This is a genomic window from Streptomyces sp. NPDC088747, from assembly GCF_044751025.1.
Taxonomy (GTDB): domain Bacteria; phylum Actinomycetota; class Actinomycetes; order Streptomycetales; family Streptomycetaceae; genus Streptomyces.
Map to the genome: position 1 here is coordinate 163,795 of NZ_JBIVKZ010000008.1, position 14,336 is coordinate 178,130.

At 66.3% G+C, this 14,336-nt stretch carries 14 protein-coding genes and 2 pseudogenes; 8 read left to right on the forward strand and 8 right to left on the reverse strand.

Annotated features, from left to right (window positions below; all coding sequences use genetic code 11):
* Positions 1–37: 37 nt before the first annotated feature.
* The 4 genes and pseudogenes from ACIP79_RS20575 to ACIP79_RS20590 form a co-directional block, all read left to right on the forward strand.
* Positions 38–565, forward strand: a complete 528-nt coding sequence (locus tag ACIP79_RS20575; protein WP_401225244.1) for a YbaK/EbsC family protein — start codon at positions 38–40, stop codon at positions 563–565.
* Positions 562–1,305 carry an EamA family transporter gene (locus tag ACIP79_RS20580; protein WP_401225247.1) on the forward strand — a complete coding sequence of 248 codons (744 nt, stop codon included), beginning with the start codon at positions 562–564 and terminating at the stop codon, positions 1,303–1,305. The genes ACIP79_RS20575 and ACIP79_RS20580 overlap by 4 nt, the downstream gene beginning before the upstream one ends.
* 215 nt (positions 1,306–1,520) lie before the next feature.
* On the forward strand, positions 1,521–4,508 hold the full coding sequence (locus tag ACIP79_RS20585; protein ID WP_401225248.1) for an NACHT domain-containing protein: 2,988 nt from the start codon (positions 1,521–1,523) through the stop codon (positions 4,506–4,508).
* Positions 4,509–4,887: 379 nt separating this feature from the next.
* Positions 4,888–4,992: pseudogene (locus ACIP79_RS20590) on the forward strand (IS5/IS1182 family transposase); the annotation flags it as partial.
* On the opposite strand, the gene ACIP79_RS20595 reads toward ACIP79_RS20590, so the two are convergent.
* Entirely contained in the window at positions 4,949–6,445 is a 1,497-nt protein-coding gene (locus ACIP79_RS20595) for a recombinase family protein (RefSeq protein ID WP_401225251.1), read from the reverse strand. The pseudogene ACIP79_RS20590 and the gene ACIP79_RS20595 overlap by 44 nt on opposite strands.
* A gap of 26 nt (positions 6,446–6,471) precedes the next feature.
* Between ACIP79_RS20595 and ACIP79_RS20600 the strand changes: the two are divergent.
* Positions 6,472–6,594: pseudogene (locus ACIP79_RS20600) on the forward strand (EamA family transporter); the annotation flags it as partial.
* A 10-nt stretch (positions 6,595–6,604) separates the two neighbouring features.
* On the opposite strand, the gene ACIP79_RS20605 reads toward ACIP79_RS20600, so the two are convergent.
* From ACIP79_RS20605 to ACIP79_RS20625, 5 genes are all read right to left on the reverse strand, one after another.
* On the reverse strand, positions 6,605–7,762 hold the full coding sequence (locus ACIP79_RS20605) for a serine hydrolase domain-containing protein (protein WP_401225253.1): 1,158 nt from the start codon (positions 7,760–7,762) through the stop codon (positions 6,605–6,607).
* Between the two features lie 67 nt (positions 7,763–7,829).
* A complete protein-coding gene (locus ACIP79_RS20610; RefSeq protein WP_383678385.1) occupies positions 7,830–8,276 on the reverse strand; it encodes an organic hydroperoxide resistance protein in 447 nt (148 codons plus the stop codon).
* Positions 8,277–8,428: 152 nt separating this feature from the next.
* Entirely contained in the window at positions 8,429–9,193 is a 765-nt protein-coding gene (locus tag ACIP79_RS20615) for an energy-coupling factor ABC transporter ATP-binding protein (RefSeq protein ID WP_383678383.1), read from the reverse strand.
* Positions 9,181–9,942, reverse strand: coding sequence for a cobalt ECF transporter T component CbiQ (gene cbiQ / locus ACIP79_RS20620; RefSeq protein WP_401225258.1), 762 nt, complete (start codon positions 9,940–9,942; stop codon positions 9,181–9,183). Before cbiQ ends, ACIP79_RS20615 begins: the two co-directional genes overlap by 13 nt.
* Before the next feature lies 1 nt (position 9,943).
* Positions 9,944–10,987 carry an energy-coupling factor ABC transporter permease gene (locus ACIP79_RS20625; protein WP_401225260.1) on the reverse strand — a complete coding sequence of 348 codons (1,044 nt, stop codon included), beginning with the start codon at positions 10,985–10,987 and terminating at the stop codon, positions 9,944–9,946.
* Between the two features lie 296 nt (positions 10,988–11,283).
* On the opposite strand from ACIP79_RS20625, the gene ACIP79_RS20630 reads away from it, so the two are divergent.
* Complete coding sequence (locus ACIP79_RS20630; RefSeq protein ID WP_383678377.1) at positions 11,284–11,643, forward strand: SsgA family sporulation/cell division regulator; 360 nt, start codon at positions 11,284–11,286, stop codon at positions 11,641–11,643.
* A 13-nt stretch (positions 11,644–11,656) separates the two neighbouring features.
* Here ACIP79_RS20630 and ACIP79_RS20635 read toward each other — a convergent pair whose 3' ends face one another.
* Positions 11,657–11,908: a DUF397 domain-containing protein gene (locus ACIP79_RS20635; protein ID WP_401225263.1), complete on the reverse strand. Its 252-nt coding sequence runs from the start codon at positions 11,906–11,908 to the stop codon at positions 11,657–11,659.
* Complete coding sequence (locus ACIP79_RS20640) at positions 11,905–12,750, reverse strand: helix-turn-helix domain-containing protein (RefSeq protein ID WP_401225265.1); 846 nt, start codon at positions 12,748–12,750, stop codon at positions 11,905–11,907. Before ACIP79_RS20640 ends, ACIP79_RS20635 begins: the two co-directional genes overlap by 4 nt.
* A gap of 136 nt (positions 12,751–12,886) precedes the next feature.
* Here ACIP79_RS20640 and ACIP79_RS20645 point away from each other — a divergent pair, with 136 nt between their 5' ends.
* Both ACIP79_RS20645 and ACIP79_RS20650 read left to right on the forward strand, forming a co-directional pair.
* Positions 12,887–13,363 carry an ATP-binding protein gene (locus ACIP79_RS20645; RefSeq protein ID WP_401225267.1) on the forward strand — a complete coding sequence of 159 codons (477 nt, stop codon included), beginning with the start codon at positions 12,887–12,889 and terminating at the stop codon, positions 13,361–13,363.
* Between the two features lie 53 nt (positions 13,364–13,416).
* On the forward strand, positions 13,417–14,328 hold the full coding sequence (locus ACIP79_RS20650) for a hypothetical protein (protein WP_401225270.1): 912 nt from the start codon (positions 13,417–13,419) through the stop codon (positions 14,326–14,328).
* Positions 14,329–14,336: the final 8 nt, after the last annotated feature.

The following is a 14,336-nucleotide window of genomic DNA, read 5'->3' on the forward strand; positions in this document are numbered from 1 at the left end:
TCGCCTGCCCCGTACACCGACCGCTAACGTGCCGGACATGACCGCCGCCGATGAGAGCACCAGCGCGAACGCGCCCGAAGAGTCCGCCGCGCACCCCCGGTTCGCCGAGGCCCTGCGGGAGTTGGGGCTCGGCGACCTGATCCCGCGGGTCCGGCGCTTCCCGGACGCGACCCGCACCGCCGCCGAGGCCGCCGCGGCGATCGGCTGTGAACTGAGCCAGATCTGCAAGTCGTTGATCTTCGCGGCGGACGGGGTGCCGGTCCTCGTCCTCATGGACGGCGCCTCCCGGGTCGATGTCGAGCTTGTACGGCGGGAGTTGGGCGCGGCGAAGGTGACGCGGGCCAAGGTGGAGCTGGTGCGGGAGACGACGGGGTACGCCATCGGCGGCGTACCGCCCTTCGGGCACAGGTCCAGGACCCGTGTCCTGGCGGACCGTTCACTGCTCGACCACGACACGGTGTGGGCCGCCGCGGGCACCCCGTACGCCGTGTTCCCGATGGACCCCAAGACCCTGATCGCCCACGCGGGCGGCACCCTGGTGGACGTGCGCGAGCAGTCCCTGTGACCCCGCTGGTCACCGCGGCCGTCCTGCTCGCCGCGGTCACCCACGCGTGCTGGAACGCGATCGCCCACCGCATCACCGACAAGCTGGCCGGCTTCACCCTGATCGCGGGCGGCGGCCTGCTGATCGGGCTTGCCATGACACCGTTCGTGCCGGTACCGGCGTCCGGGGCCTGGCCGTATCTGATCGCTTCGGCCCTGATCCACATCGCCTACTACGTCCTGCTGATGCGGTCCTTCCGGCTCGGCGACTTCGGCCAGGCCTACCCGATCGCCCGCGGCACCGCTCCACTGATCGTCACGGCACTGGCCGCGGTCTTCGCGCACGAGGTGCCCGACGGCTGGGCGACGGCCGGGATCGCGCTGTCCTGCGCGGGCCTGACGGGTGTCGCGCTGTGGGGCCTGCGTGGCCGCCGTCCCAACTGGGCGGCGATCGGCGCCGCGTTGGCGACCGGCGTGTCGATCGCCGCGTACACCGTCGTGGACGGCCTCGGCGTCCGCGCCTCCGGCTCCTCCCTCGGTTACATCGCCTGGCTGATGGCCCTTGAGGGCTTCGTGATCCCGCTGTACGCCCTCCACCACTGGCGCGGCGAACTCCTCAGCGTCCTGCGCCCGTTCGCCCCCCTCGGCCTGCTCGGCGCGGCCCTCTCCGTCTCGGCGTACGGCCTGGTCCTGTGGGCCCAGACCCGCGCGGAACTGGCACCGATCGCGGCGCTGCGCGAATCGTCGATCAAGTCTTGCTGATGCAGCAATGGCATGGGCCGAACTCGTGATTTCGCCATCACTGGCGGAACGTCGGCGCCCGACGCGGGTGCAGGCAGTGCGTCCGCGTCCCTTGCTTACCGATTTGATCACCACGGTCAGATGCGCTGCCGGGAGGCGAGGCGATGGGACCCATCGAGAAGAGAAATTTCTGAGTATAGGCCCCGGTGCACATGCCTCTTCTCTACGATGCTCTCGTGGCTGATCAATTCGACAAAGTCTTGCCCTACGGGGCGGGTGTTGCGGCAGTCGTGTTTGCTGCGATCTTCCTTCTCGCCGCATATTTTAGTGAGCTGATGAAGGGTTTCGCTTCACGCACCGTGGACTCAGTTTTCCGGCAGAGGGGGTCCATACGACGGGTCGGCGGAAGGCAGCTTCGACGTTACCGTCAGCGCGTCGAAGCGTGGCATGGCCGCCATCCGCTGGGGTTCGACACAGTCAATATTGACATCCGGCGCATTTACGTCCCTCTCCAGTCGACTGTCGGCACGGAACGAACCGACATGAGTGAGACGTTAAACAGCACTTCCCGGATTGTCGTGCTGGGGGAACCCGGTGCTGGAAAATCTCTACTTTTGAAGTCCGAAATTCTGCGATGGGCAGAAAAAGGCGACGACAATCAAGTTCCTGTCATAATCAATCTGCATAATTGCAACGCATCCCGTAGAAGCCTCCGGGATTCAATTATTGCTGAATTTAGTCAAGCGAAAATACTGGGCGCCTCTTCGCTGGTGGAAAGAATGTTGGATTCCGGGCGCCTTCGAGTCTTCTTTGATGGTCTCGATGAGGTGGGGCGTGAAGACCGTGAGCGGGTGGAAGGGGAACTCCGCGAGTTTGCGCGAACTCACGTGGGCTGCCCCATGATCGTCACTTGCCGCACTGCCGTATACGACGGGCAGCTCAGTCCTGAGTTCTCTTGTGTTGCACGCATCGCAGAGTTTGATGATGCATCGATGCGACGCTTCCTCAACAACTGGAATAAAGCCGAAGCTACCCTGAACGTTAACGGCGTCATTGCCTCTCTTCGCAGCAATCGTGAGCTTATGCGAATTGCCCGGCGACCGCTCCTCTTGACCATCATCGCCTACCTTCAGTCAGGAGATCGCGCAGAGGAATTTGGCCCTCTCCCCAAGAGCCGTGCAGGCTTTTACAAAGCAGCAATTTCACATCTCCTCGACCGCGATAGACAATTAGGACGTACCCGGGCTATCGCCCAGTACCACGCAAACCGCAAGGCGCTCGTACTTCAGCACATCGCACTTACCATGCATGAGGCTTCGGCGGAGCGGGACGATCGTCTTGCCATATCAGGTACGAATCTGGAATCAGTTGTCCGTGACCTGCTACCCGACTTTGATCTAGACACCGATCACGTACTGCCACTGCGGGACGAGATCGTGGAGCGCAGCCAGCTACTGCGGCCTCTGGACGCTCTAAAGAGCCAGTACGGTTTCGCACACCTCACGCTCCAAGAATTCCTCACGGCGCAAGCACTTCACGACGCCCCCGGCAGGCTTATCAGAAACTACCGAAATGATCCGGGGGCCTGGCGGGAAGTCGTTAAACTCTGGTGTGCCGTTGCCAGTGTCGACTGCACTCCGGTCATCTCTCAGCTTTTCGCAGACACCCGGAGCGACAGCAAAATCCTCGCTCTGGAAAGTCTCGCAGACGCCACATCTGTTAGCGCAGGATTAGCCGAAGAGATCATCACCTATTTCCTGGGGCGGTTGGATACCACCGGGAACGAAGGAACCGTTGTCGTAAACTCACTCGGCGCTCTTGCATCCAACAACACGCCCCGAGGCAATGACACTTTTGGACTGCTTCGCCGCATCGCTTGGGAACCTCTCTCCGAACCTCAGGCGGCAGCGCTGCGCGCCCTGGCAGCGTCCGACCGGCAGGAAGCGGCATTATGCCTCGGCGAGTTGGAGACAGACGATGAGCGCCGTGCGGGGGCTCGGGCGGCACTCCGCTCTATGGGGGAGATTGCCATTCCTCAGCTCGCGCTGGCAGCAGCTGTCCGGCAGGATATCTGGGCCGTCGACGCTCTGGGCACCATCGGTACACCGGCAGCGGCAACGGAGCTTGCTGCGCTCTTATGGAACCACACGACCACGGCCCGCCGGGCAGCCTGGCTGCTGGCATCGCTTATTCGTGTACCAGATGTAGAAGAGGCCCTGCGAGAGTGCGAAACTCCGCAGACAGATGCCGTGTATCACTGGCTATGGAATGCTCAGGAGTCTTCTCCCAGCCTGCGCCGTATAGCAGGGCGTATAGGCTTTCTTTTGGACAACGGGCATCTGGATGAGCGTGCACCCGAACCACCCATGCCGGATGAACCGATCGAGGTACGGGAGATAGACCGCAGGATCGGTACTCCCATAGCGGCCCTCGGAATCGAACGGTACCGCTACAACCAGGGAACCACCCCCTCACACCTGCGGCAGGGAAGAACTGGCTCGGATAGCCAGCAGATCTACAACTGGGTGCATTCTCTGATCGGTCGACAGCGCCGAGATGAGTTCGCAGAGATATTCCGTCGGCATAGGCTTCTCCCTTCCCTTTACTGTCACCTGTGTGGGCTACTTCCACGAGAGGTCGAAACAATACTTCTTGCACGTCTGGTCGAACAGAAAAAAGGTCCGGAGTTAACCAAGAGCACATGGCAGGCTGCTTGCGTGGCACCGCCCCGCTCGCCTGTGCTGCTGAAGCCTTTGATGCATTGGATCGCTGGAAGCGTGGTTGGCGTTTTGCTCACTGCCGCTCTCGCGCGCGCTTTGACTACAGTAATCAAATCGCACCCCTCTTGGATTCCTCCTACACAGAGGCCATGGTCCAGTCTTTCCGCCCCAGCAAGCTGGACGTTTCTGGCACTTTCCGTTGCAGTGATTTCCTTTTTCTTCCTCAGTAGAGAATTACATCAATCAGAAACAGGGGAAGTTCTTTTTGCCATGTCCATGCTTTTCTGGGCTCCCTGCTTTCTGTTCCTATCACTAGAACTCCTTATTATATCTATGGGGGTTTGGTCCACCGGGATCGGCGCACTCGCCGTCTCAGGGATCATAATCCTCGGTTATCGAGATATCGGACGGCGGGAGAAAAATCTTGCCAATCCTTTCCGCCGGATGCTTACTGTTGACCTGAGTTTGGATGGGCCGACTTACCGGGGGTCTTTTCTTGAATAGCGAGGGTCCGCGTCACCGGAACCGCGACTGAGTTACAACCTTCCTCACTGGCTTCAAGGCGGCTCGCTCCGCTCACCGCGCGCGGCCCAGGCGCCGGCCGGGCCTGCGTTGCTGTCTCCGCCTCGCCCCAGCCCGGCCGTCGCCCGTGCCGCGCTCAAAGCAATCAGCCGCTTGAGGTGAGAGAAGGGGTACGTCCCGATCTAATCTCATATCGCACGGCTGTCGCCAGGAACATCCCTCCTGCCCACAGCTTCTGACCAGACTCGGACTTCGAACAACTCTCCCGTCTAGCGCACCCTTTGAAGGGCCCTACGGCAGACCGCGTATAGGGCCCTTCAGGTGCTTCGGGACATCAGCAGTTGGGGCCTGGCTTTGCTCGCGCATCCGATGGGAACGCAGGGTCGACATCCACGCAGCATTCCTCAAACTCGCCTGCTGCCTCATCCCCCACCGACAACTCCGCACACTACGTAAGGGGTTGTAAGCACGATAGTCGAACGGGTTCGGCTCGATCTCCACCCGCCCCGTGTCGAACCCCCTGCCCTCCGCGTAGGCGGGCGAACGATCACAGCGGCGAACAAGAACCGATAGATCGCGTTCATGCGCGCGTAGTCCTCCGCCAACTCCAGCCTCTCCCAGTTGGCTTCGGCCTCCGGTCCGGCGATCCCCTCCAACACGACTACCGGCCGCTTGACGGTCTTCCGCTGCCGCTCCTTCATCCGCTTGACGATCGGCGCGCGCATGCCCTGGAAGTCGGCGGTCGTGAAGTCGTCCTCGTTGAGCCACAGCTCTTTCAACTCCCGCAGCTTCTCGCGGTCCTTCTCGTCCGCGGCTACGTCTGCCTCGGGGCGCGTAGTCATAGCGGGCTCGTAGCCAGAGGTGTCCAGCTTGGTCAGAACCTTGATTGCCACGTCTCGCACGAACTCTTCGAGGGGCCTGGCCGAGATGGAGCGGTTGCACTTCTGCTGATCGGTGTTGTCGGCGCGGTTGCACCGGTAGTAGGCGTACCGGTCCCCGTTCGTACCTCCCATGCGGGACCCGCACGCACACGTGACGACGCCGCGCAGGATGTAGTTCCGGATCGGACGCTTCTTCGTGTCACTGTGCCATTGGGAGCGGTACTCCCGTAGCCGCTGTACCTCGTCCCACTGCCCCCGGTCGATGATGGCCGGCCACGTCCCCGCGGCCACCTCTTCGCCCAGGTGAAATCGCAGTCCGGCCACGAAGTGGGACGACAGGAGATGACGAACGTTCTCGGGGTTCCAGGTCTTGCCCTTGGACGTCGGGATGGCACGTGCGGCGAGGTCCTGGGCCAAGTGGTTCGGTGACTCGCCATCCAAGTAGCGGCGGTAGACCTCACGGACGATCTCCGCTTCCTCCTCGACGATCGCGCTTCCGTCGCGGGTGTAGCCGTACGGCCGGTTACCCACGTGTGGACGGCCTTCGCGGGCGTGGTCCTTCAAGGCGTCCTTGAGGCGGCGCGACGCGTCATCGGAAGAGCGGCAGGCGTGGGCCACCTCGATACGGAGGATGAACCGGTCGTCGGGGTCCGACAGATCGCGCCGGTTCGCCTCACCGTGCAGCAGGACGCGCTTGTCGTCGGCTATCGACAGAAGCTCTTCGAGGTCCTTGGGCTGCCGCATGAGGCGGTCGGGGTGATAGACGATGACGTGTCGGATTGCCCCCTCCCCCATCGCCTTGAGCATCTCTTCCCAACCTGGCCGCTTGCGGTTGCGCTGCCAGGCCGAACGGTTGTTGTCCACGTAGATGTGGGCGGACTCGATGCGGAGTTGGAGACGTTGGGCGATCTCCCGGCAGATGCGTTCCTGCCGGTCCACGCCGGTCTGATCCTCGTCCTTGGTGTGCGAGATACGGCAGTAGATGGCTGCGGGCTCGCCCGGGGTGACGGCCGCCTTGGCTAACTTGGATCGGCTCATGACAAACACTGTATGAGCCCGGTATGACATCGATCATCGTCGGCGCCGCCATAGGAGCCGTCTTCTTCAAGGAGCGGTTCGGGGCGCCCCGGATCGCGGCGGCGGGGCTCCTGGTGGTGGGGATCGGGCTGATGCTGCACACGGGGTGAGGCGCGGGGGTCAGGGCAGGGAGGTGCGGACCGCCGCCACGAGTGCCTGGGCGCGCGCGTCCGCCGTGACGCTCTTGCGGAAGCCGTTGGTCACGTAGCCGAAGGCGATGCCCGACTCGGGGTCGGCGAAGCCGAGGGCGCCGCCGCGGCCGGGGTGTCCGAAGGAGCCCGGGGAGAGGAGGGGCGAGGCCGTGCCGTGGAGCATGTAGCCGAGCCCGAAGCGGGTGTTGACGACCAGGACGCGGTCCGGTCCCGCGGACTGTTCGGTGCGGGCCGCCGAGACGGTCGACGGGGAGAACAGCCGTACGCCGTCCACCTTCCCGATCAGCGAGGCGTAGAAGCGGGCGAGGCCCTCCGCCGTGGCGATGCCGTTGGAGGCGGGCAGGGCGGCGGCCCGGTACGCGGCGTCGTTCTCGTCCGGCAGCGGGGTGATCGCGGCAAAGGCGCGGCGGGTCAGCGACGCGGGATCCGCGTAGGCCTCGGAGACCGACCGCTTGGGCCTGGTCCGCAGGCCGCCCGGCGCCGCCGGGGCGTCGATCTGTCCGACCCGGCCGACCCGTCCCGCCTCCGCGGCGGGCAGCCCGAGCCACAGGTCCAGGCCCAGCGGCCCGGCGATCTCGTCGGCGATCCAGTCACCGATCGGACGCCCGCTGACCCGCCGTACCAGCTCCCCCGTCAGCCAGCTGTAGGTCTGCGCGTGATAGCCGTGGTCCGCGCCGGGCTCCCAGACGGGCGTCTGCGCGGCCACCGCGGCGGCCCCGAGATCGGGATCCGCCGCCTCGGCGGGCGTCAGCGGCCGGTCCAGGACGGGCACGCCTGCCCGGTGCGCGAGGACATGCCGTACGAGGGTGCGTTCCTTGCCCCGCGACTTGTACTGCGGCCAGTACGTGCCTACCGGGGCGTCGAGGTCCAGCAGGCCGCGCCCGGCCAGCATGAGCAGTACGGCGGCGGCGACGCCCTTCGTCGCGGAGCGCACGATCTGCGCGGTGCCCGGCTCCCAGGGCGTGGTGCCGTCGACGTCCCGCGTGCCGCCCCACAGGTCGACGACCTTGTGCCCGTCGCGGTACACGGCGACGGCCGCGCCCCGGTCGCCGAGCACGTCGAAGTTCGCGGCGAACGCCTTCCTGACCGGCTCGAAGCCCGCGGCGACTGTGCCGTTCACGTCCACGTCCGTACTCCCTGTCGCCTCTCACCTGCCACCAGTGCGTGCAACACGCACACACAGGCCGCGATTCCTAGCCCAGCAGGATCGTGACCTCGATGTTGCCGCGGGTGGCGTTGGAGTAGGGGCAGACGTCGTGGGCCTCGTCCACCAGCTTGGCCGCGACGTCCTGGTCGACGACGGGCAGCGAGACGCTCAGGGCGACGGCGAGGCCGTAACCGCGCCGCTTGTTGGGGCCGATGCCGACCTTCGCGGCGACCGTGGAGCCGGAGAGGTCGAAGCCGGAGCGGCGGCCGACCATGACCAGCGCGTTGTGGAAGCAGGAGCTGTAGCCGGCCGCGAAGAGCTGTTCCGGGTTCGTGCCGTTGCCGTCGCCGCCGAGGGCCGGCGGCATCGCGACCTTCAGTTCGAGCTGGCCGTCCTGGCTGGTGACATAGCCGTCCCGGCCGGCGTGCGCGGTCGCCTCGGCGACGTACATGATCTTCGTCGGGCGGGTGTCGACAGCGGTGCCGTCGATCATGGCGAGACCTCCCCCGGGGCGGGCGCCGCAAGGGCGACTGATTGCATCGCGCACACGTTATCGAGTGACACGAGACACCGGTTACCAGGGGGTAGCAACGGGTCGTGTCCGCTCGTCGCGAGCAGGCCGAGGTCAGGCGAGGTCAGCCGAGGTCAGGCGCCCTGGGTCACGGAGCGCGGGTCGAATCCGAAGGGCAGCTCCAACCGGTGCGTGCGCATCAGCTTCTCGTCGGAGAGCAGCTCGCCGGTCTTCCCGTCGGCCGCGATCACGCCGTCGCTGAGGACGAGGGCGCGGGGGCACAGTTCGAGGGCGTACGGCAGGTCGTGCGTGACCATGAGGACGGTGACGTCCAACGACCGCAGGATGTCGGCGAGTTCGCGCCGCGAGGCGGGGTCGAGGTTGGAGGACGGCTCGTCCAGGACGAGGATCTCCGGTTCCATCGCGAGGACGGTCGCCACGGCCACCCGGCGCCGCTGCCCGAAGGAGAGGTGGTGCGGCGGGCGGTCGGCGAACTCCGCCATGCCGACCTGCTCCAGCGCGCTGACGACCCGCGCCTCCAGTTCGGCGCCCTTCATGCCCGCCGCGGCCGGTCCGAACGCGACGTCCTCCCGCACGCTCGGCATGAACAGCTGGTCGTCCGGGTCCTGGAAGACGATGCCGACCTTGCGCCGGATCTCCGCCATGTGCCGCTTGCCGACGGGGAGTCCGGCCACCGTCACGGTCCCGGCGCCGCCGCTGAGGATGCCGTTGAGGTGCAGCACGAGGGTGGTCTTGCCGGCGCCGTTCGGCCCGAGCAGGGCGACGCGCTCGCCTCGTCCGACGGTGAGGTCGACGCCGAAGAGGGCCTGGTGCCCGTCGGGGTAGGCGTAGGCCAGTCCGGCCACTTCCAGTGAGGGAGACAGGGTCACAGGGTCCATCCCAACAGACATACGACGAGCGCGGCGGACGGTAGGGCGAGGGCGTAGGTCCACTGTGCCCGGGACGCGGTCACCTCGTCGATGACCGGCATCGAGCCGGTGTACCCCCGGCTCACCATGGCGAGGTGCACGCGCTCCCCGCGCTCGTAGGAGCGGATGAACAGCGCGCCCGCCGACTTCGCGAGCACCCCCCAGTGCTTGACCCCGCTCGCCTCGAAGCCGCGCGACTCCCGCGCGATCCGCATCCGCCGCATCTCGTCCGTGATGACGTCGCCGTACCGGATCATGAAGGACGCGATCTGCACGAGGAGCGGCGGGAGCTTCAGCCGCTGGAGGCCCAGGAGCAGTTCGCGCAGTTCGGTGGTCGAGGCCAGCAGTACGGAGGCGGCGACGCCCAGCGTTCCCTTGGCCAGCACGTTCCAGGCGCCCCACAGGCCGTTCACGCTCAGCGACATGCCCAGCACGTCGACCCGCTCGCCCTGTGCCACGAACGGCATGAGCACCGCGAAGGCGACGAACGGCACCTCGATCAGCAGCCGCCTCAGCAGGACGAGGGCGGGCACCCGCGCCCGGTACGCGACGCCCGCGAGGAGCACGGCGTACAGCGCGAACGCCCACATCGCCTCGCGCGGCGTGGACACGACCACGACCACGAAGGCGAAGGTGGCCGCGAGTTTGGTGTGCGGCGGCAGGGCGTGCACCGGCGAGTGTCCGTGCCGGTAGAGCTTGTGGGCGTGGCCCGAACCCATCTCAGGCGACCTGGGTGGGTGACGCTTCGGCCGTACGGCGCCTGCGGACGGCCCAGAAGATCCCGGTACCCGCGACGACGGTGACGCCGACACCGATCACGCCCGCGAGGCCGCCGGAGAGCCGGGTGTTGTCGATGTCCTTGACGCCGTAGTCGGCGAGCGGGGAGTCGGCCGCCGCGTGCTCCTCGGCCTTCTTGTCGATGCCCTTGTCCGTGGCGACCTTCTCCAGGCCGTCGGGGTTGGCGGAGGCGTAGAAGCTGACGAACCCGGCGAGGACGAGGGAGGTGACGAGGCCGGTGATCCACACCTTGCGGTGGGAGACGCGGGCGGCGACGGGCACCGGTTCGGCCGCGGGCGCGTCGACCAGCTCGCCGCCGACGCGCAGCTTGAGCCGCGGGGTGAGGCCGCGGGCGCCGTACACGAGATCCGGTCGTACGGCGATGACGGCGCCGACCGTGAGCGCGGTGATCGCGGCCTCGCCGATGCCGATGAGGATGTGGACGCCGACCATGGCGGTGGCGACCTTGTCGATCGCGACGTCGGTGGTGCCGCCGAGGGCGTAGAGGAGGGTGAAGGCGACGGCGGCGGCCGGCACCGACAGGAGCGCGGAGACGAAGGCGGCGGCGGTGATGGAGCGGCGTCCGCGCGGGAGCACCTTCACCAGGCCGCGGAAGACGGCGTACGCGACGACGGTCGTGACGATCGCCATGTCCGTGATGTTCACGCCGAGCGCGGTGAGGCCGCCGTCCGCGAAGAGGATGCCCTGCATCAGCAGGACCACGGAGACACAGAGGACCCCTGTATAGGGGCCGACGAGTATCGCCGCCAGCGCTCCCCCCAGCAGGTGTCCGCTGGTCCCGGCGGCGACCGGGAAGTTCAGCATCTGCACGGCGAAGATGAAGGCGGCGACCAGGCCGGCGAGCGGCGCGGTCCGCTCGTCGAGCTCGCGGCGGGCCCCCTTGAGGCTCACGGCGATGGCACCGGCGGCGACTACTCCGGTGACCGCGGAGACTGGGGCGTTTATGAATCCGTCAGGCACATGCACCGTACGAGAATAGCGCCTTGTTGCGAACGTCTCGCAAGAGCGAGGTAGCTATGAATAACCGGGCGGGCGTCGGGCGGGGGCTCCGAGGGGGGTGACCGCGGGGCTCATGGTGGGCGACGTCACCCTGCGGGCGTCCGGCGGGAGACATGGGCCGTGCGGGGGTCGGGCAGGAGAGTAGGAGACAGGGAGGAGGGGCCGGTCGGGCGCCCGGGAGCGGATCTCACGGAGTGTGCGACATTGGAGAGGTGGCGGATTCATAGATTCCGCACAGGTTACGCAGCGTAAGGAGTCGGCCCATGTCCGCCGTCGAACAGTACGCACGCGCTCATATCGTCACCGACGCCGCGGACACCGCCGCCGACGAACACCGGGCCGTCCCCGTCGCCCTTCGCTATGACCCGGACACCGACCCGCGCCAGGTGCACGTCACCCTCCCCGGCCCCCACGAGTGGGTCCTCGCCCGCGAACTCCTCGAACAGGGCCTGCGTTCCCCCGTCACCAGCGGCGACATCCGAGTCTGGCCCTGCGGCCGCGTCCAGGCCGTCCTGGAGTTCCACTCCACGGAGGGCGTCGCGGTCGTCCAGTTCGAGTCGAAGACGCTGGTGCGGTTCCTTCGACGGACGTACATGGCCACGGCTACGCCGGTGGGTCGCTGACCGGCGTCGGGGTCTACCTTCCCGCCGCGTACGTCACGAAGTCCGTCCACGTGGTGGGGTTCACAGTGAGGCAGAGGCTCTGGGTGTTCTTGGAGTCGCGGACGTGGATGGTGGCGGGGGCGACGGCTATCTCTACGCAGTCGCCGGGTTCGCTGCTGTCGCTGTAGCTGCTCTTGAACCAGTCCAGCGCCACCTCGACGCAGTCGCCGGGTTCACCGCTGCTGCTGTAGCTGCTCTTGAACCAGTGGAGTTCCGTGGTGCTCATAGTCTCCCCAGCGCTTGTTCGATGAAGGCTTGCGACTCCCTCGGCGTGAGGGCCTGTGCCCGGATCATGCTATAGCGCAGTTCAAGGATGCGAAGATCCCTGGGACTTGAGACCGGGCGACCGTTGAACGCTCCGTCTGAACGCCCGACAGCGGTGCCGTCCTGGAACTTCAGCACCTCGATCAGACCCTGCGTTCCGGCGTGCTCCTCCCGGTCCGTCGGCATGATCTGAAGCGTGACGTTCCGCAACCGCGCCACCTCCAGCAGGTATTCGAGTTGTCGACGTAGGACCATCTTCCCCCCGTAGGGGCGCTCCAGCGTCACCTGTTCCTGGACGAAACCGAGCGTCGGGGCAGGATCCCGTTCCAGAATCGTCTTCCGGGCCGCACGGGCGTCGGTCTCCCTCGCCACCACATCCAACGAGAGCGCAGGCTGCGTCATCTCAAACAGCGCCTTCGTGTACTCCGGAGTCTGCAACAACCCATGGATGTTGTGGTTGCTGTACAGGAGCAACTCAACCGCCCGCGCCTCCAGTTGAGCCAACTCACGAACCTTCTTCGGGTACCGGGCCTTCTCCGTGTGCACCCGCAGCGCGGTGACCGCTCCGCCCGCGTTGAGGACCTCGTCCGCCTGGTAGAGGAACTCCAGCCGGGGGATCCGCGCGCTGCGCTCGATCTTGCGGATCATGTCCTCGCCGTACCCCATGGCCTCCCCGAAGTCGGCCGCGCCCATCCCCGCGGCCTCCCGGTGGAACCGGATCACGCCGCCGACGACCTCGATCATCGGCGCCATCTCGTCGCCCGGCTCGATGCCCCAGCCCGCCTCGTCCACGTCTTCGCTCATCGCCCACCTCCAACGCGCACTCGTACCCGTACGGCACGGAGACAGCCGAGACAGCCCGAGACAAACGCCGGACAGTAACGGTACGTACACGCGCCGCGACTCCTCACCGTACGCAGAGTCGGCCACGCTGAGTGATGTGAATCAAGAAGCCGCCGCCCCCCACCCCCAACTCGGCCACCCCATCCGCAACTTCAGCGTGCTCCTGTCCCCCACGTCTCGCGGCGCCCGCCTGGCCCGGCTGCTCGCCGTCGAACAACTCCGCAGCTGGGGGCTCCCGTTGGAGGCGCCGAGCCAGATCGTCGCCGAGCTGGCGGCCAACGCCGCGACCCACGGCCGGATCCCGGGCCGCGACTTCCGCCTGACGCTGTACGTGGTCGGCGACACCCTCCGCATCGAACTCACGGACACCCGCGGTGACCGCCTCCCCCGGCTCAACCGGCCGGAGCCGCAGGCGGATTCAGGACGCGGCCTCCTCATCGTGGACGCACTGGCGGACCGCTGGGGCGTGACATCGGCTCTCCCGCCACGCAAGACGGTCTGGGCCGAGGTGACGGTGGGCGGGCCGGTCACCCACAGGGGTGATCATCGACCAATTGGCTGGATTTCCGAATAGTCCTTCGTCATATGCTCCTCATCGTTCATTCCGAAAGGAGCGCAATCTCCGCGATGGTCAGTTCCAATCACGAGGCGATGCACCGTGTCATCCGGCACGAACCCGGCCTCTTCCCTCGCCTCACCCGCAAGCTAGGCATCCCGGCGTTTGGAACGCCGATCACTGTCACCGAACTGCCTACCGACCTCACCGAGAACCAGCCGGTGGAGCGGCGAGTGGACACGCTGTTACGCATCGAGGAGGCGAACGGCACCTACATCCTTGCTGTCGAGGCGCAGGGAAAGCCGGACAAGTCCAAACACTTCAGCTGGGCTTGGTACATGGCCTTCCTGAACGACAAGTACAAGGTCCCCCCGCTACTCCTCGTCATCTGCCAGGACCGTAAGACCGCCGAATGGGCGGCCCGCCCTGTGAAGATCGGGCCGCCGCAGTGGCAGGGGCTCGCACTGCGACCCCTGGTCATCGGACCGGATGACGTCCCCCTCGTCGAAACCCTGGACGAGGCCACACGCGACGTCCCGATGGCCGTTCTGTCCGCCATTCTGCACGGCCGGGACCGGTCGGTCGATGGCACACTGAAGGTACTGGCGGCAGCCTTGAGGACCATGGAGGCCCGCGACCCGGAAAACGCACGGATCTGGGCGGAATTCACCAACCAGGGCCTGGACAAGACCGAGGCCCTCAAGACCTGGAGGCAACTCTTGGCCGTCGAAACCTCGTTCTTCACGTCATCGATCTCGCAGGAGATCCGCGCCGAGGCCCGCGCCGAGGGGGAGGTCGAAGGGCTCGCCAACTATCTCCTCCACCACCTCGACCGTCGCGGCATTCCCGTCTCCGACGCCGACCGGGACCTCATCACCACCTGCGACGACCCCGACACCCTGACCCGTTGGATCGACCAGGCCATCACCGCCACCTCCATTTCCGAGGTGTTCGCCGAGGACCCGGCCGAACCGCAGCGGTAAGGGCCCGA

Excerpts from the sequence above, each read along its gene's own strand:
- ACIP79_RS20575 (WP_401225244.1), top strand. The coding sequence starts at position 38 with ATGACCGCCGCCGATGAGAGCACCAGCGCGAACGCGCCCGAAGAGTCC.
- ACIP79_RS20595 (WP_401225251.1), bottom strand. The coding sequence starts at position 6,445 with ATGAGCCGATCCAAGTTAGCCAAGGCGGCCGTCACCCCGGGCGAGCCC.
- ACIP79_RS20610 (WP_383678385.1), bottom strand. The coding sequence starts at position 8,276 with ATGATCGACGGCACCGCTGTCGACACCCGCCCGACGAAGATCATGTAC.
- ACIP79_RS20615 (WP_383678383.1), bottom strand. The coding sequence starts at position 9,193 with ATGGACCCTGTGACCCTGTCTCCCTCACTGGAAGTGGCCGGACTGGCC.
- cbiQ (WP_401225258.1), bottom strand. The coding sequence starts at position 9,942 with ATGGGTTCGGGCCACGCCCACAAGCTCTACCGGCACGGACACTCGCCG.
- ACIP79_RS20630 (WP_383678377.1), top strand. The coding sequence starts at position 11,284 with ATGTCCGCCGTCGAACAGTACGCACGCGCTCATATCGTCACCGACGCC.
- ACIP79_RS20635 (WP_401225263.1), bottom strand. The coding sequence starts at position 11,908 with ATGAGCACCACGGAACTCCACTGGTTCAAGAGCAGCTACAGCAGCAGC.
- ACIP79_RS20640 (WP_401225265.1), bottom strand. The coding sequence starts at position 12,750 with ATGAGCGAAGACGTGGACGAGGCGGGCTGGGGCATCGAGCCGGGCGAC.
- ACIP79_RS20650 (WP_401225270.1), top strand. The coding sequence starts at position 13,417 with ATGGTCAGTTCCAATCACGAGGCGATGCACCGTGTCATCCGGCACGAA.